We start from the raw sequence: 16,113 nt of genomic DNA, 5'->3' as shown, positions 1-16,113 counted from the left end.
GATTGAATATGACAGAATTTTACATCGTCCGCCATGGCGAAACACGTGGCAATACAATGGGTTTTAAACAGGGACAAGTGGATGCGGAACCTTCGCAGCTGGACGAAAATGGGATTAAACAAGCTCAAGTCCTGCATGATCATTTTGATATTAGTTTTGCGGACCGTTTGATTGTGAGCCCGCTGACCCGTGCCAAAGATACAGCTAACATTCTGAATACAGGACATGATTTGCCAGTCGAAGTTGATGATCGGTTGCTTGAAATCTCATATGGCGATTGGGATGGTCAATATGATGCAGACCTTAAAGCCAAGTATCTGAAATATTTCATTCCCGGAAGCAACGCAGTTTATCCAGAATACTATAAAGCGGCGCATGGTGAGAAATTTACAGACGTTGAAGAACGGGTTGCTGAATTTACTAACGACATGCAAAAAAAGTATCCAAATCAGAAAATAATTATTGTTACTCATGGATTTACGACGCGTAGTTTTGCCCAAAATGCAGTAAAGGCAACAGATCCGTTGGCTTTTAAAGAGCCCCAAAACTGTAGTGTGACTAAGATCAGTGTTAGCCCGGAAAATCAACAAGACTTGTATTATTACGGACAGGTATTCAAATAAAACAACTAAATAAATTTAATATTTAATATTTTTTAGAACAGATCGACAAGCAAAAAAAACTAAATATAAGTATCTTGCAGGTGGCATTTTTTTGACCTTCAAAATAGATATATATATTTAGCTTTTCTCAACTTATTTTACTCACTATATAGGAGGATCTTATGAAAAAAACAACTTTATTGCTGCTTCTTTCTTCTCTATTTCTTTTCTTAGGTGGCTGTTCCAATAATACTAACAATGAACAACAATCGGACAATTCATCAAGCAGTTCCGTTTCAAGTTCGACTAAAGAAAATTCTGCGTCAAGTCAATCCAGTTCGTCGAGAACATTAAATAGCGATGATGAAATGTCATTGTTGGATAGTAGTTGGAAATTTGATAAATTTACGGTGCATCAAGTTGAGGCAGAATTAGACGATGGTCAACTCGAAGTTAAGGTTTCCTGGGAGCCTAAATCGGAAAAGAAAGCACCGTTTGCTAACTTTGCCCAGGTTAAGGTTACTCAGGCTGGCACAACATTAAATTCTGTTGAGCGCGATGATGATATTGATGAAGGTGAACAAGTTCGTGATCTGGATCTAACTTATGATTATAAAAACCGAACCGATCAGATTAAGATTCAAATTACAGAATCGGACGGTAAATCACGGACAGTTAGGGTTAATTTACAATGAATTGTCAAACAGCCTGGACCAGTGTTAGTCACTGATTCAGGCTTGTTTATTTTTGTTTCACTCACTCTTCTTAAGGACAGCTCAACAAGTCAAAAAGGAAATCACAAGCACGTCTCCCGCGGGATTGCGATCCCGCATCCGTCGCCCTTGTGCTTTTCTTTTTAACCGACTTGTTTCACTCACTCTTTAGGACGGCTCAACAAACCAAAAAGCTAAATATAACTATCCTCCCAGCCAGAAATTCTTCTGGCATCCAGAACAGTTATATTTAGCTTTTTTTCAGTTTGTTTCACTCACTCTTTAGGACAGCTCAACAAACCAAAAAGCTAAATATAACTATCCTTCCAGCCAGAAATTCTTCTGGCATCCAGAACAGTTATATTTAGCCTTTTTTCAGTTTGTTTCACTCACTCTTCTTAGGACAGTTCGACAAGTCAAAAAGAAAATCACAAGCACGTCTCCCGCGGGATTGCGATCCCGCATCCGTCGCCCTTGTGCTTTTCTTTTTTACCGACTTGTCTCACTCACTCATCTTAGGACAGCTCAACAAGTCAAAAAGGAAATCACAAGCACGTCTCCCGCGGGATTACGATCCCGCATCCGTCGTCCTTGTGATTTCCTTCTTCTCAACTTGTCTCACTCACTATAACTCAGCATCTGGTTTGCAATCATATCTGCCATTCGCAAACGGACATCATTGACACTTGGAATTGGGCTACCATTTGTCAGCCAGTGGCGACCTTCCGTTGAAATTCCCCAGATGTAAACATTGGGGACCGGATTACCATCGTTATCAATCATTTCGGCAGTTTCAGTGGTCACGTCCATTGAACCTAATTATTTGGTACTGCCATCTTTGAAGTGGAGTTCGTACGGACGAGCCATTCCCGTTTCTAACAAATCTTGAATTAATGGATTTGTACTGATTCGGATATCCACAGAGGCTAATCTTGCTTCAATAACGCCATCTACTTCTATTTTACGATCGGAAAACTGTTTTGAATAAGCTAGAAAATGTTGTTGGTTAGTTTCGACCGTCAATTTTGGTCCAAGGATTTCAACTACACCCGCTTTAATTAATGCCAAAAGTTGTTCCAATCTTAAAATTGGTGGACCAACCGCCAGAAAGCTATTTAAACTATTAAAACCGCCTAAAATGTACTTTGCATAGTCGTCATCAGAAATTAGTTTGTAGGTGATGACCTTACGAATATTTGTCCGCAATTCGCACAGAGTTTCCATTGCACTTGAGAAGGGACTCATCTTGTTGCCACGTTTGGCCTCGGCGATATCTTTTTCTAGGTACTGAATCATAACTTTTTGTAAATCATCGGCAGTTTTTGCATTGCCTTCTGGATGGGCCAGATTTTCCAAGTTAAACCGGTCTTCTTGAGAGATTCCGTAATCGTCCAAAACTTGTTGTGAAAGAGGATCTTTTTGGAGGGCCTGTTCAAATTCATGGGCACTCACGCCGGTGTACTTTTGAGCAACCAGCTTTGTGTAATAAGTACAAATTACATCCGAGTAGATTAAATCCAAAAACTTCTGACCGCTCATTTGTTCTTGTTTATCAATCATGTGCGCCACAATTTGGTTTGATAAGAAGTAAAGGGGGCGAGTTTCTCCGATTGATTTTTGATCGAATCCACGGGCATGATAAGGAAATCCCCGTCCGGATCCGGCATAAATCTTGGGTTCAGTGCCAGATGGTTTGTAAATAAGTGAGTCATCATCTAAACGTTGAAAATTACCGCCGCGATGAGCTGTTAACATGATCATAGCGTCCATGAAATTCAAGCCCAAACCGCGTAGCAAAACGTTTGATTTGGCAGGAATCTTATCGAAATTCTGTTCCGATGCATAGCCACTGCGTAAGTAAGTGAGATTATTTTCGCTCGCAAACTGGGCCAGCTCTTTTTCGGAATCGCTGGCTTGTGCTAAACCTTCTCCCAAGGCCATTGAGATGCCGTCAAAAGTTTCGGCAGTGTCATCGAAATTCACCTTGTAGGTATGGCCAGTTAGCCGCTGAATTCCGGTTACGCGTTCCAGATGAAAGGTAACCGTGACTGAATCAGGAAGATCTTTAAGCAGTTGTTGGTAGTACCATTCTTGATAGATGCCAAACAATCCCCGACTGGCATAACTATTGGTAGTCAGATGGCTGATTTCGTTTAGAAATGCTTTTTCATTTTGGTAATGATGTTCAAGAATAAACTGGTTACCAGATCGTTGCGACCATTCAAATAAGGTTGGTCCTGGTAAAACGGGGCCTTCCATTTCGATCGTATGGTCGGTGAAAAGCGTAATTTTGGCCGCGAGTGAATTCATTATAAGTTCTTGTGGTTGATCTGGTTGCCAAACGCGTCCTGCGATTCCCGCTGGATCAAAAAGATGAATATCTAAATTTTTAACGGGCATCCGTCGATTCCAGGCTAGTAACCGTTCTAAAGCCATTAAGTTGCGTGGGCCAGCTCCAATTAAAGCGAGTTTCATAATAAATCACCTGTATTCTGTATTTTGGGTTCTGTCTGTTCATATCGTATCACAAAAGAAACTAAATTGACTAAATAAACATGTAGATGAAAGGGAATAAACCTCAGAAAAATAAGTCTTGAATTAACATTTGACAGCGCTTTCTGAAAACGGTTAAACTGATACTAAGTATTAAATTACTATCAAAGAGAAAAGAGGAAAAGTAATGACAGAAAAATTTCCGAAGAATTTCTTGTGGGGTGGCGCAACTGCAGCCAACCAAATTGAAGGTGCCTGGGATGTTGATGGCAAAGGAGTTAGTGTCCAAGATCTATTAACAGGTGGCACGCTAGAAAAGCCACGGCACTTTACTGCAAAGGTGGAAGAGGGAGCTTATTATCCTTCTCACACGGCAAGTGACTTTTATCATCATTATAAAGAAGACATTAAATTACTCGCTGACATGGGGTATAAAGTTTACCGGCTATCAATTAACTGGACCCGAATTTTTCCTAATGGGGATGATGAGAAGCCTAATCAAGCTGGAATTGATTTTTACCATAAAGTTTTTCAAGAATGTCATAAATATGGAATTGAACCGTTAGTTACCATTTCGCATTACGAAGTCCCTTATCATTTGACTGAAGCATACGGCGGCTTTTTAAATCGTAAAGTCATTGATTTCTTTGAAAATTACTGTCGAGTTCTTTTTGAATCTTATAAAGATGAGGTTCATCTTTGGTTGACGTTTAACGAAATTAATACCGCATTAATGTTTGGCGGTGGTTATATTCAGGCTGGTGTGCCAGTCAAGGACGGCGATTCAATTTTTGCGCCCGTCTCTCATGATATGGTTCAAAATGCGTACCAAGCTGTCCACAACCAACTGGTGGCGAGCGCAAAAGCCGTCCAATTGGCTCATGAAATTAATCCAGAAAATAAAGTAGGTTGTATGATTGCCGGTTCAGAAGTCTATCCACTGACGGCAGATCCAAAAGATGTTTTAATGGCTCAACAGCAAATGGAAATGAACAATTTCTACTGTGGCGATGTGCACGTACGGGGGGCCTACCCAGCATTTGCCAAGAAGTATTGGCGTGAACATGATATTAAGTTAGATATGGATCCAAGTGATGCAGAAACTTTAAAGAACGGGACGGTTGATTTTTACAGTTTCAGTTATTACTCATCAGGGGCTGTGACAATTCATCCTGAAAAACAAGAAAAAGTTAATGGTAATATGTCATCTGGAACTAAAAATCCTTACTTGAAATATAGTGATTGGGGCTGGAGTATGGACCCTGAAGGTTTGCGGATTTACTTGAATCAAGTTTATCAACGCTACCAATTGCCATTGATGATTGTTGAAAATGGGTTGGGTGCTTACGATAAAGTTGAAAAAGATGGTTCGATTAATGATGATTATCGAATTGACTATTTGCGAGGTCATGTAGTTGCGATGAAAGAAGCAATCGATGACGGCGTAGATTTAATTGGTTACACACCATGGGGATGTATTGATTTGGCCTCGGCAAGTACCGGGCAAATGTCGAAACGCTACGGCTTTATTTACGTTAATCGGCATGATGATCAAACAGGTGATTACGCACGAACACCAAAGAAGAGTTTCTATTGGTATAAAAAAGTTATCGAAAGTAATGGTGAAGATTTAGATTAGTTATCAAAAAGTTTGCTTGAAATTAGGTTTTTGCTTGACTTACAATAAGTAATTGGATATTCTAAGTATTGAATTAACAAACAGAAGAAAGGAAGATAATTATGATGAAGACAGAAATGCAAACTAAATGTTGTATGCCATGTTGCCAAGAAAACAACATGATTATTTGCGTAGCTGCAAACCGTAATTATCTTTCGCTAACATTTGCCTAGAAATACTCGAAATAGGTTAAAAATGTGAACCGACTAATTGCATACGCAGTTAGTCGGTTTTTTGTTTGTTATAGAAAATAACTTTATAAGGAAGTGATGCCGAATGTCACCAGGCTGTCCGTGTTTAAATAAAAAAACAAAGTTAGATGAAATCCGCGTCACTAATTCCAACACATAGAAAATTTAAAATCAGGGGAGACTTATTATAATGAAGAAAAGATGGATAATTTCAACCACATTAGCTGCCGGACTTGTATTGGTGCTTGCTGGCTGTGGCAATCATAGTTCTGATAACTCGGGTTCCGGATCCTTGGCATCAGATCAAGTACTTAACTTATCGGCGGACGCACCGCTAGATACAATCGATATTGCGAAAGCTACCGGATACGGTCAAACAGGAAACGTTTTTGAAAGCTTGTATCGCTTAGGTAAGAACGGAACACCTATTGCCGGCTTAGCGTCTTCCGGAAAAGTTTCGAAAGATGGCAAAACTTGGACTTTCAAGATTCGAAAAAATGCGAAATTTAGTAACGGTCAAAAAATAACGGCTAAAGATTTTGTTTATTCGTGGCAACGAACACTGAATCCAAACACAAAATCGCAATATGCATACTTATTCTCCGGAATTCAAAATGCTGATAAAATTAACTCAGGGAAATTAAGCCCTTCTAAATTAGGAGTTTCAGCACCAGATAGTCAAACTTTTGTGGTTCATTTGGATGAACCAATTGCTTATTTCAAAGCATTGATGACTTATCCACTATTCTCACCAGTTAGCAAAAAAGTTGTTGATAAGTATGGTAGCAAATATGCCACAACTTCTAAATATATGGTTTATACCGGTCCATTTAAGATGACTGGTTGGTCAGGAACTAACGATCATTGGTCATTTGTGAAAAATAATCAGTATTGGGACAAGAGCAAAGTTAAGTTGAGTAAGATTAATTATTCAGTTAATGAAAATCCTTCAACGGTTGTAAGTTTATATCAATCGAAAAAGTTAGATATGGCACAGCTTTCAAGTGCTCAGATTAAGAACTTTAAGAGTAATTCTGATTATCAAACAGTGCCATATAGTATTACGCGTTTCTTAGCGTTCAATTTCAAGTCTTCAAATGCGAAAGTCCGCAAGGCAATGAATAATAAACATATTCGTCAGGCTATTTCTTTGGCGGTCGATCGCAAGCAATTAATTAATAAGGTTATCGGTGATGCTTCAACAACACCAAAGGGTTTTGTGCCTACAGATTTAGGGAAAGATCCTAAGACTGGCAAAGATTTCGCTGATGAAGCTTACGTAAAAGACACTGTTAATTATAATAGTGCTAAAGCTAAGAAGCTCTGGAAACAAGGAATGAAGGAAATTGGTGAAAAAACGTTAGACGTCACGTTGATGTCGACAAATGATGCTGATGATAAAAACATTTCAGAATATTTCCAAGTTCAATTACAAAAAGAATTATCAGGCATGAAAGTTAATTTGGAAAACATTCCATCAAAGGTTGCGTATTCACGAGCAGCCAAGGGAGACTTTGATATTTATGTTTCCGGATGGGGAGCCGATTTCACAGACCCAATTTCTCATTTGCAAGTATTGCAATCAAATAGTGGTTACAATTACGGAAAATGGAGTAATAGCGAGTACGATCAGTTAGTTAAAAACGCCCAGAATAAAGATGCTAATGATAAGAATAAGCGTTGGGAAGATATGATTAAGGCGGACCAGTTGGTCGTAAAGCAGGCAGCGATTGCACCGCTGTATCAAACCAATTATTCCTTCTTGGTAAATCCAAAGTTGAAGGGCGTTATCCACAATACGGCTGGAACACAATGGAATTATAAGACGGCTTATATAGAAAAGTAGTGAACGAAAAAGTGAACGGAACAAGTCGTTAAGAGGTAAAAAAATAAGTAGGGCGGAGGCGGGATCGCATCCCGCTGTGAGCCCTACTTATTTTTTTGCCTCTGACTTGTGGAGTTGTCCTGCTGCCTGGCAGAAAAAAGAGTAGAAACTGTTAAGAACATCAAAAAAGTGGAGGCCTAACTCATGAAACCCAGAATCGGTATTGTTGGTAATATGTTTACCGGAGATTCAACAATTTTTTATCACAACCACGCAACATACACGTTTCAAGGAAATATTGATGCCATCACTAAGGCTGGGGGATTACCGGTGGTTATTCCGATTCAGTCGGTAGAAACGGCGAAAGATTATTTTGAAAACATTGATGGGTTATTTTTACCCGGTGGTCAGGATGTGACACCCACCTTGTACGGAGAAGAACCCGATCCGTTATTAAAAACAACTTCTTTAAAACGAGACGAGTTTGAATTGGCGTTATTTAAGCTTGCGTGGGATAGTCACAAACCAATCCTAGGAATCTGTCGTGGGATGCAACTTATCAACGTTGCCCTTGGTGGGACACTTTATCAAGATCAATCACTGCTAACCCGATCGGTGATAGTCGAACATGATCAAGCACCAGAAAAGTTGGGCAATGTTGCTACGCACGAGGTTTCCGTCAAACCTGAGTTACAAGATATTTTAGGAAAGCATCTTCTTGTGAATTCCTTGCACCATCAAATGGTTCATACTTTAGCAAGTGCGTTAAAACCGTTGGCATTTGCGGAAGATGGCGTGGTGGAGGCTGTGGCACCAAGTGATCCTGGCCGACCGCTTTTGGGGATTCAATGGCATCCAGAAATGATGTTGGATAAGCCAGAAATGGTTGCCATTTTTCAAAAATATATGACTTTCTTTTAAATGTCTAACTGAGCATAGTACTTGTGGGATGTAGGTTGATAGCGAATTCGTTTCACAAAATATGATGTTTCAGATTCAATACTTTGTCACTTTTTAACTAAAAATAATGTAATTGCCTGAATATCAGGTGTTTGAAGCATTTTAATCAAAAAATTAGAAATATTACGTAAACTAGTTCAAGGCCTTATCTATTAGGCTTTGGACTATTTTTTTGAATAAATAACCAGTATCAAATAAATTTACCGTCTTTTGACCTGAGCTTAAACAAATATTAAAGTTTTACTTTGGTAAGTAAGTTAACTGCGCGAAATAAAACAGGAGATGGTAAAGACATGATTTTTAAGAACTGGAATCCGCGAACCAAGCGATGGAGTTTTTTGATCTTGGCACTATTAATTCCAATCTTATTGACTGGTGTGATTTTTAGATATATCAATACTTCGCAAGAAGAACACACCACTAATACGAACGTGGCGGTAGTGAATAATGACAAATCGGCTGAATTTCAGGATACAAAGGTTGATGCTGGTAAACAAGTGATTCAAAATTTGAGCCATAATACACAAGTTAAATGGCATTTTGTTTCTGCTAAAAAAGCAAAAGCGGAAATGAAGAATGGTAGTTATCTGATGACGATTACAATTCCGAAAGATTTTTCCAAAAATATTACAACTGCTTTAGATGAAAATCCTAAGTCTAGTAATTTAAAGATTAAGTTGTCGAAGCATAATAGTTATGTTTCAGAACTTATTAACGAACAGGTAGCTTCTTCGGTAAAAACGGAAGTTGTTTCAAGCATTCAGAAGTCTTATGATAAGACACTTCTAAGTTCGATTAATCAGTTAGGTGAAGGTAGTATGAAATCATGGACACGATTTAGTATAATTCCATAATAGGAAGGATTGTGTTTTTATGACCAAGAAAAAGTACTCAGTAGATTTTAGAAAAATGATTGTCAAGCTGTACCAGGATGGCGCCCCGGTAGCTGATCTTACAGACGAATATGGTGTATCAAATGTAACTATTTACAAATGGATTAATCTATATAAAGAAGACAAAGGAAGTGGAATTTCCAAATCAGATGTTTTAGCGTTGCAAAAACGTTTGAAACAGCTAGAAAGTGAGAATGACATCTTAAAAAAAGCCTTAACCATATTCGCCAAAAAGTAAACCCAGATGACTGGCAGACAGCCGTTGATATTAATTTGAAGCACCATAGTATCAAAGAAACCTGTAAAGTACTCTCAGTTCCACGCTCAACTTACTATGAACATCAGCAGAATCATGTATCGCCACAAGCCAAGCGTCGTAAGACACTTAGCCAGTCGATTAAACGCATTTACTTTAATTCTAGACGTATCTACGGGGCACCTAAAATTCTAAAAGCGTTACAAAAAGAAGGTAAGACTGCCAGTATTAAGCTAGTTCAACGATTAATGCGCCAAATGGGGTTAAAATCAATCACGCGCAAGAAGTGGCATTATCAACAAACTAATGATATTGATGCGACTGATTATTCAAATATACTCGCGCAAGATTTTCGTACAACCAGTCCAAATCAAAAGTGGTGTGCAGACATAACTTATATTCACACCAAAGCCAATGGCTGGTGTTATTTATCAAGCATTCAGGATTTATATTCACGTAAAATCATTGCCCATAAAATCAGCCGTCATATGACTGCTGATCTTGTGATCAGCACTTTTCAACAAGCCTTTGAAACTAGAAAGACGACTAATAACTTAATTGTGCATACCGATCTGGGTAGCCAGTACCGCAGTGCTGGCTTTGAACAGATCTTAGCGCAACACCATATTCGCCATTCTTATAGCAAGCGTGGCTGTCCCTATGACAATTCATGTTTGGAATCATTTCACGCCAGTTTGAAAAAAGAAGAGGTTTACCAACACCATTATCAGGATTTTGAAGAAGCAAATGCTGCAATATTCAGCTACATTGAGAGCTTTTATAACAGTGCTCGAATTCACAGTAGCATTGATTATTTAACTCCAAATGAAAAGGAAAAATTAGTCGCTTAAATTATACATAAAATGTGTCCAGATTCTTGACCTAAATCCAAGGATCCGGAATTAAAAGTGGCTCTGGGGGAGTTAAAAAGTTAAAAAACGGAATTGTTCAACTTAAAGATGGTAATGCCAAAGTTGATCGTAACTTGCATGTGTTAGCCACAAGCATGGTAACGTTTGAAGATGGTACCAAACAGTTGAGCGATGGAATTAATACTTATGCAACTGGTGTGGATACATTGGCTTCTGGAAATAAAACGTTGGCAATGGGCTTGAGTGAAATGAAGTCAAAAACAGCGCCACTCGCTTCAGGTGTGCAGCAGTTAACCACAGGAAGCAAAACGCTCAATAACGGCGTGCATAGTTATACAGCCGGCGTTTCTAAAACTCAAGCTGGTGCTAGTCAACTTAGTACAGGTTTGGCACAGCTTTCGAGTAAAACTGCTGCCTTACCACTTGGGGTCACCCAATTATTTGACGGTTCTACCAAAGTGACTAATGGGTTAAAGACCTTATCCGTTAAAACTGGGGCATTAGCTACTGGTGTTGATCAATTAAGCACCGGATCAACTAGTTTATCTGCTGGAATCAATAAATATACAACTGGGGTAACCACCTTGAATGGCGGATTAAGCACTTTAAATGGTAGTTCTAGCGAGTTAAATAATGGTTCGACAAACTTATTGTCAAGTGCCACTGACCTTTCTCAAGGGGTATCGCAATTAAATACGGCAGCAACTGAGGCTAATACTAAGATTGCAGATATGCAACAATTGTTAGCAACTGGTACAGCTGCAATGGAAACCTTGAAGGATGCACCGGCAACAATTCAGAGTGCTCAAGAATTACAAACAAAACTGCAAGCTTTGGCACCAGTATTAAAGCAGTTGTCAGGTTTAAGTGATGTTTTAACTGAATTAAGTGATGCAAAAAGTAGTTTAGCAGATATAAATACCTCGTTTGCTAGTCTTGATAGTGCAACAACTGCATTGACTGACGCGGCAACGAAAGCTCAAACTTCAGCAACTCAAAGTCAAAAGGTTGCTACATTATTAAGTGATATTGATTCCTCAAATTTGAGCACGGCCGATCAGGCTAAATTAACGGAAGCTAAGAGTCAGGCTTCAGGTAGTGCCACAAATGCAGCAGCTTCCGCAAAAGAAGTAGCTGCAACAGGAACGAGTTTAAAGGCATTAAGTGGTGCCAAGGATAAGATTAATAGTTTGGCGACTACTTTGGATAAAGTTAACGTCGACAGCAACACGACAGAGGCTCTTTCCAGTTTAAGCAGCGTTGTGAGCCAGGCTAACGAATTATTGTCTTCACCATTAATGAGTGATAGTACAGTTCAAACGTTACAATCACTTGAGAAACAATTACCAACACTGAGCGCTAACTTGGATGATTTCAAGGAACTCACTGCTGGAATTGCACAACTAAATGATCAAGTGAACGGCGAAAATTCCTTAGTTGCGGGTGTAACAACTTATACAACGGGCGTATCAAAGTACACAGCAGGTGTTGGTTCAGTCAGTGATGGGGCTTCTGAATTAGCTGCAAGCAACGATAGCCTGACGTCAGGTGCTTCTCAAGTTCAAACAGGATTAAGTAGTTTGAATAGTCAGGTGCCAAGTTTAACATCAGGTGTCACACAATTAACGAGTGGCTCTGGACAAGTGACAACCGGGTTATCAAGCTTGAATAGTCAAGTTCCTAGTTTGGTTAGCGGTGTTAGTCAACTTAAATCCGGTTCTAGTCAATTGACGAGTGGGCTGACGACTTTGAATTCAAATTCTTCTAAATTGAATTCTGGTTCACAACAATTAAGTACTGGTCTTCAAACCTTGAATGGCCAAGTACCAACCCTAATTAGCGGTGTTAACCAATTATCGACAGGTGCTAATAAATTGGTAGCAGGTGGCACAAAGCTTACCAATGCTAGTTCTCAACTGACTAGTGGTGCTGACCAATTGGAATCCGGCGCTAAACAAGGTAAATCTGGCGCTGATCAATTGGCAGCCGGATCTGACCAAGTTCAAGATGGTCTGAAAACTGCTAGTTCAGGAATTAGTTTGTTAAATTCTAAGTTGGCAGATGGTGCCGACCAAGTTAAAAACGTTAATGCAGATCCCCAAAATGTTAATCATTTTGTGAATCCAGTAAGTCAAAACGAAACTTTGGAATCTGTAGGTTCTGTCAAAAATATCTTCGCACCATTGGTAATTGCGATGGTTCTGTTTATCGCAGCTATCTTAAATCAGTTGGGTCAATATGCTCGTCGGAAAGGGCATCGTCACAGTGGCTTTGGACTTTCGAATAATATGCTTCTCCTATTGACCTTGTTACAAGTTGTCGGAGTGTTAGCATTTGTCGGAATTGATGGGATTTCAGTTGTCCATCCAATCGGGTTAGTGGTAGCTGCTGCAATTACGGCCGTCAGTTTCACAACTCTGTGTGTCTTCATTGATTTATTATTCGGTGCTCCTGGGATCTTATTCTCATTAGTATTGATGTTAGTTCAATTGGCAGGTGTTCTTCTACCAACGTCAATGTTGACCACACTTTACCATGCAATTTCCGAGTTGTTACCAGCAACCCATGCAATGAGCGCATTTAATTATGCAATTAATGGAGTCGGTAATGGCATGGTCCTTCAAAGTGTCATTGTTCTGTTATATCCAATTGTGATTGGCGGAATTTATTATTTTGTCACACATAGGCAAAAGCTCGGTTTGAAAAATGTTAAAGATTAATTTCAGATAATTAATTTATTTTAAAAGTAAGTCGGAATTTTCCGGCTTATTTTTTTGTAAAAAGTGGGCAAAATTGCGTATTTTGGATTTGAATAAGTGGAAATATAAATTGGAAAAGCAAAAATTTAAATGGGGCATTGAGGGGAACCGTTTTCTTATGATATAATGCATTGTTTGTTTCATTAAAAAAGAGGGGGAGTTGAAGAGATGTACCAAGTTGTTTTATTTGATGTCGATAATACCTTGCTGAGAACAGATTTGGCTGTCTGGGCCACGGTAAAACCAATTTTTGAGCGTTTGGCGATTCCGGTGACAGAAGAGAAAACCCGCAAATTAATGGGCTTATCAGCAGTAGAGATTTTTAAAACCTTAGGCTCCCCTGATCCAGAACAGACGGTCCGTGATTATGGCGAGGAATTTTTGAAACATCAAGAGCTAGTCCAAGAATTTCTCGGAATAGATACACTTTTTGCGGAGTTGAAAAAACAACATGTGGAAATTGGCATGGTGACTTCTAAAACACGGTATGGTTGGAAGACACAAGTTGCACAATATAAATTTGCCAACCAGAGTGATAAAGTAGTTGTTGCGGAGGATACCGAGAAACATAAGCCTAATCCCGATCCAATCTTGGCTGGGATGCGTAAGTTCCCCGGAATTTCTAAAAGCCAGTTTTTGTACATTGGGGATGCACCCTATGATATGCAAGCAGCACATGCAGCTGGGATTGATTTTGGAAATGCAAAGTGGGGATCAATTCCAGGTGCCAATTTTAAAGATGCAGAATATATTTTTGAATCACCGTTAGAGGTTTTAAAAGTTTTAAAAAAGAAGTAAATGCATAATATGAGATGGAGGAAGTATTGATGATCAAACAAGAGATGACTAAGGAAGATGAGATTAAGATTCAAGTTGCAAAAGAGTTAGTGGAGTTCCGACTTCGTAAAGGTTACACACAGACCCAATTAGCAGAAAAGGCCGGGAAACGCCAATCCCAGATTGCCAGAATGGAAAGTGGTCGGGCAAACGTTTCGTTTAAAACGTTAGATGAAATCGTGGGCCGTGCAGGCGGAAAAATTACATTGAAGATTGTGGACTGATAACGTCTGAAGTCGCCAACTAAATTTAATAAAATCAAATAATACATAAAAACCAGCAAACAGGTAAAAGAAATTTCACCTTGTTTGCTGGTTTTTTATTTTTGTACTAATGATTTAAATCAGTCTTTGATAACTCTTCAACTTGAGTTTCAATGTCTGGAATTTTTTCGACTAAGAAATCGGCAACCGTTGAAGTTAGTTCCTTACCTTCAGGAGTTAGATTCAACCAATGGACTCGGCGATCATGTGAATCTGCATGATCAACAATATAGTGTAAATTAAATAAAACCCGGATTTTGCGAGAAATAGCAGGTGAACTGGATCCGAAATGATTGCCAACTTCGCTAACGGTGGCTTCTTGTTGCTTAAGAGATAAGATGTAGGCCATGATTCAATACTGTTCAAAGCTAATTGAGTATGTAGATTTTAAATGACTATCAGTTTGTAGAAACAAACGATACATTTTGGAAAAATTGGCAAATTCCATTGGGTTTGACTTCAACATCATATTTCCTCTTCCTTTATAATGATTGCACGGTAAAAAAGTTATTGTCTAATAATATTCAAGGCCGTTAATGTAATTGAAACACAACTATATGTTTTTTGGCAACCCCAGAAAGGCTTAATTAGTAAGAAATATTCATAGTTTTTAAAAGTTATAACTGTTAAACAGAAAAAAAGTTAATAATGGCAAGGCAAATTTACAAAAAATACCCATAAAAATAGACTGGCACGTTGTATTTTTACAACAATGCCAGTCAAAGCGTGATAACTAAAACTGTTATATTAAATCTGTCATATTTTTTGAAAGGGTTGCGATTATCTGTTTTTCGATCTCTGGTAGATAATCATCAACGAATTCCTTTAGTTCATTAATTGTGGAGATTCCTTTGGGAGTCAGCGTTATCCAATGCGTTCGACGATCATCTCCGGAAACATGGTCTTTAATTAAATTTTGTTTGTAAAGAGCACTTACTTTTCGAGAAGTGGCAGAAGTATTTGAGCGAAATTCTTTTGCGAGAATGCTTACAGTCGTTTCCTTTGGTTGGATGCTGGAAATAAAGTGCAAAATACGAAATTGTTCAAAACTAACGGCAAATTTAATTTGTAAGTCATTATCTATATTTTGAATCATTGCATATACTTTTGAAATCACTTCATAGTCGGGATGGACAGTAGCCATCATGATTCCTCCTTTATGTCGCAGATTGTTACGACATGAATTATTCTAATCACTATATATATTAACATTGTTAAATGAATTAGTGGCTATTTTTTGATATTTGAGCTAGCGCTTTATTACCTACACTACGCCGTAAGTTAGAAACACACTGGCGCGAAACGTGATGTTTGGCCGCTATTTCATTATTTTTAAGATGCAGGACATAGCAATCTTTTAAGAAATTTTGTTCAGCAAGTGTGCAGCATTGGTAGAGTTCTTGAAATAGTTGATCGGTATAAATGGCGTCAAAAGCTAAATCACCTGATGATTGTGGTTGTGCATCTAAAGTTTCTTGATCAAATTGAATTTTTTCTGCTACTCGAGAAGTCTGCCGAATTAAGTCTAGTAAACGCCAATAAACGGCCTGATAAGCAAATACGCGAAACTTTTGGGGATCATCGGCAACTAAAGAAGGGTAACGGGCGTATGCCTGAACGAAGGCTAAATAGCCTTCTTGAATAAAATCATCGTAATTGGTTTGGACAGGTGAAATGTGTAACCGTTTGGCCGCTCCAAATATAATTTTTTCGTTGTCGTCTTGCAATAAAAAATTAAAACCTGCTTGAATCGTTTGTTTTTCCAATTCTT

General features: G+C 38.6%; 16 protein-coding genes. 11 read left to right on the top strand and 5 right to left on the bottom strand.

Features of this window, described 5'->3' with window-relative positions:
* The first annotated feature begins 8 nt into the window (after window positions 1–8).
* Window positions 9–623: a histidine phosphatase family protein gene (locus PI20285_RS08160; RefSeq protein ID WP_057774814.1), complete on the top strand. Its 615-nt coding sequence runs from the start codon at window positions 9–11 to the stop codon at window positions 621–623.
* A 161-nt stretch (window positions 624–784) separates the two neighbouring features.
* Window positions 785–1,297, top strand: a complete 513-nt coding sequence (locus tag PI20285_RS08155; RefSeq protein ID WP_057774817.1) for a hypothetical protein — start codon at window positions 785–787, stop codon at window positions 1,295–1,297.
* Between the two features lie 636 nt (window positions 1,298–1,933).
* On the opposite strand, the gene PI20285_RS08150 is transcribed toward PI20285_RS08155, so the two are convergent.
* On the bottom strand, window positions 1,934–2,125 hold the full coding sequence (locus PI20285_RS08150) for a hypothetical protein (protein WP_057774819.1): 192 nt from the start codon (window positions 2,123–2,125) through the stop codon (window positions 1,934–1,936).
* A 9-nt stretch (window positions 2,126–2,134) separates the two neighbouring features.
* Window positions 2,135–3,790 (bottom strand): FAD/NAD(P)-binding protein, encoded by a 1,656-nt coding sequence (locus PI20285_RS08145; RefSeq protein ID WP_057774822.1) that lies wholly within the window; start codon window positions 3,788–3,790, stop codon window positions 2,135–2,137.
* A 205-nt stretch (window positions 3,791–3,995) separates the two neighbouring features.
* Between PI20285_RS08145 and PI20285_RS08140 the strand changes: the two genes are divergently transcribed.
* The 9 genes from PI20285_RS08140 to PI20285_RS08100 all read left to right on the top strand — a co-directional run bounded on the left by PI20285_RS08140 (window position 3,996) and on the right by PI20285_RS08100 (window position 14,303).
* On the top strand, window positions 3,996–5,447 hold the full coding sequence (locus PI20285_RS08140; RefSeq protein WP_057774825.1) for a glycoside hydrolase family 1 protein: 1,452 nt from the start codon (window positions 3,996–3,998) through the stop codon (window positions 5,445–5,447).
* Window positions 5,448–5,867: 420 nt separating this feature from the next.
* Window positions 5,868–7,523, top strand: coding sequence for a peptide ABC transporter substrate-binding protein (locus tag PI20285_RS08135; RefSeq protein WP_057774828.1), 1,656 nt, complete (start codon window positions 5,868–5,870; stop codon window positions 7,521–7,523).
* Window positions 7,524–7,706: 183 nt separating this feature from the next.
* Complete coding sequence (locus tag PI20285_RS08130) at window positions 7,707–8,423, top strand: gamma-glutamyl-gamma-aminobutyrate hydrolase family protein (protein ID WP_057774831.1); 717 nt, start codon at window positions 7,707–7,709, stop codon at window positions 8,421–8,423.
* A gap of 332 nt (window positions 8,424–8,755) precedes the next feature.
* A complete protein-coding gene (locus PI20285_RS08125) occupies window positions 8,756–9,316 on the top strand; it encodes a YhgE/Pip family protein (protein ID WP_105782222.1) in 561 nt (186 codons plus the stop codon).
* A 19-nt stretch (window positions 9,317–9,335) separates the two neighbouring features.
* Complete coding sequence (locus PI20285_RS08120; RefSeq protein ID WP_017866964.1) at window positions 9,336–9,593, top strand: transposase; 258 nt, start codon at window positions 9,336–9,338, stop codon at window positions 9,591–9,593.
* Window positions 9,578–10,462: an IS3 family transposase gene (locus PI20285_RS08115; protein WP_105782191.1), complete on the top strand. Its 885-nt coding sequence runs from the start codon at window positions 9,578–9,580 to the stop codon at window positions 10,460–10,462. Before PI20285_RS08120 ends, PI20285_RS08115 begins: the two co-directional genes overlap by 16 nt.
* A 155-nt stretch (window positions 10,463–10,617) precedes the next feature.
* On the top strand, window positions 10,618–13,203 hold the full coding sequence (locus PI20285_RS08110) for a YhgE/Pip domain-containing protein (RefSeq protein ID WP_057775480.1): 2,586 nt from the start codon (window positions 10,618–10,620) through the stop codon (window positions 13,201–13,203).
* 207 nt (window positions 13,204–13,410) lie between these two features.
* The gene (locus tag PI20285_RS08105; protein ID WP_057775479.1) at window positions 13,411–14,040 is read left to right on the top strand and encodes an HAD family hydrolase; all 630 of its coding nucleotides are present in this window, start codon (window positions 13,411–13,413) and stop codon (window positions 14,038–14,040) included.
* A 29-nt stretch (window positions 14,041–14,069) separates the two neighbouring features.
* Window positions 14,070–14,303: a helix-turn-helix domain-containing protein gene (locus PI20285_RS08100; RefSeq protein ID WP_057775477.1), complete on the top strand. Its 234-nt coding sequence runs from the start codon at window positions 14,070–14,072 to the stop codon at window positions 14,301–14,303.
* Between the two features lie 106 nt (window positions 14,304–14,409).
* On the opposite strand, the gene PI20285_RS08095 is transcribed toward PI20285_RS08100, so the two are convergent.
* The 3 genes from PI20285_RS08095 to PI20285_RS08085 all read right to left on the bottom strand — a co-directional run bounded on the left by PI20285_RS08095 (window position 14,410) and on the right by PI20285_RS08085 (window position 16,108).
* Entirely contained in the window at window positions 14,410–14,691 is a 282-nt protein-coding gene (locus PI20285_RS08095; RefSeq protein ID WP_057775475.1) for a MarR family winged helix-turn-helix transcriptional regulator, read from the bottom strand.
* Window positions 14,692–15,084: 393 nt separating this feature from the next.
* Window positions 15,085–15,489: a MarR family winged helix-turn-helix transcriptional regulator gene (locus PI20285_RS08090; protein ID WP_158694988.1), complete on the bottom strand. Its 405-nt coding sequence runs from the start codon at window positions 15,487–15,489 to the stop codon at window positions 15,085–15,087.
* 76 nt (window positions 15,490–15,565) lie between these two features.
* Window positions 15,566–16,108, bottom strand: coding sequence for a sigma-70 family RNA polymerase sigma factor (locus tag PI20285_RS08085; RefSeq protein WP_057775472.1), 543 nt, complete (start codon window positions 16,106–16,108; stop codon window positions 15,566–15,568).
* Window positions 16,109–16,113: the final 5 nt, after the last annotated feature.

Origin of the sequence: Pediococcus inopinatus (assembly GCF_002982135.1) — a bacterium.
GTDB classification, from domain to species: domain Bacteria; phylum Bacillota; class Bacilli; order Lactobacillales; family Lactobacillaceae; genus Pediococcus; species Pediococcus inopinatus.
The sequence above is the reverse complement of the archived record's forward strand: the minus strand, read 5'-3'. Positions and strand labels throughout refer to the sequence as shown.

What these genes read in the sequence shown, in the direction of transcription:
- PI20285_RS08160 (WP_057774814.1), top strand. Translation starts at nt 9, where the DNA reads ATGACAGAATTTTACATCGTCCGCCATGGCGAAACACGTGGCAATACA.
- PI20285_RS08155 (WP_057774817.1), top strand. Translation starts at nt 785, where the DNA reads ATGAAAAAAACAACTTTATTGCTGCTTCTTTCTTCTCTATTTCTTTTC.
- PI20285_RS08150 (WP_057774819.1), bottom strand. Translation starts at nt 2,125, where the DNA reads ATGGACGTGACCACTGAAACTGCCGAAATGATTGATAACGATGGTAAT.
- PI20285_RS08145 (WP_057774822.1), bottom strand. Translation starts at nt 3,790, where the DNA reads ATGAAACTCGCTTTAATTGGAGCTGGCCCACGCAACTTAATGGCTTTA.
- PI20285_RS08140 (WP_057774825.1), top strand. Translation starts at nt 3,996, where the DNA reads ATGACAGAAAAATTTCCGAAGAATTTCTTGTGGGGTGGCGCAACTGCA.
- PI20285_RS08135 (WP_057774828.1), top strand. Translation starts at nt 5,868, where the DNA reads ATGAAGAAAAGATGGATAATTTCAACCACATTAGCTGCCGGACTTGTA.
- PI20285_RS08130 (WP_057774831.1), top strand. Translation starts at nt 7,707, where the DNA reads ATGAAACCCAGAATCGGTATTGTTGGTAATATGTTTACCGGAGATTCA.
- PI20285_RS08125 (WP_105782222.1), top strand. Translation starts at nt 8,756, where the DNA reads ATGATTTTTAAGAACTGGAATCCGCGAACCAAGCGATGGAGTTTTTTG.
- PI20285_RS08120 (WP_017866964.1), top strand. Translation starts at nt 9,336, where the DNA reads ATGACCAAGAAAAAGTACTCAGTAGATTTTAGAAAAATGATTGTCAAG.
- PI20285_RS08110 (WP_057775480.1), top strand. Translation starts at nt 10,618, where the DNA reads ATGGTAACGTTTGAAGATGGTACCAAACAGTTGAGCGATGGAATTAAT.
- PI20285_RS08105 (WP_057775479.1), top strand. Translation starts at nt 13,411, where the DNA reads ATGTACCAAGTTGTTTTATTTGATGTCGATAATACCTTGCTGAGAACA.
- PI20285_RS08100 (WP_057775477.1), top strand. Translation starts at nt 14,070, where the DNA reads ATGATCAAACAAGAGATGACTAAGGAAGATGAGATTAAGATTCAAGTT.
- PI20285_RS08095 (WP_057775475.1), bottom strand. Translation starts at nt 14,691, where the DNA reads ATGGCCTACATCTTATCTCTTAAGCAACAAGAAGCCACCGTTAGCGAA.
- PI20285_RS08090 (WP_158694988.1), bottom strand. Translation starts at nt 15,489, where the DNA reads ATGATGGCTACTGTCCATCCCGACTATGAAGTGATTTCAAAAGTATAT.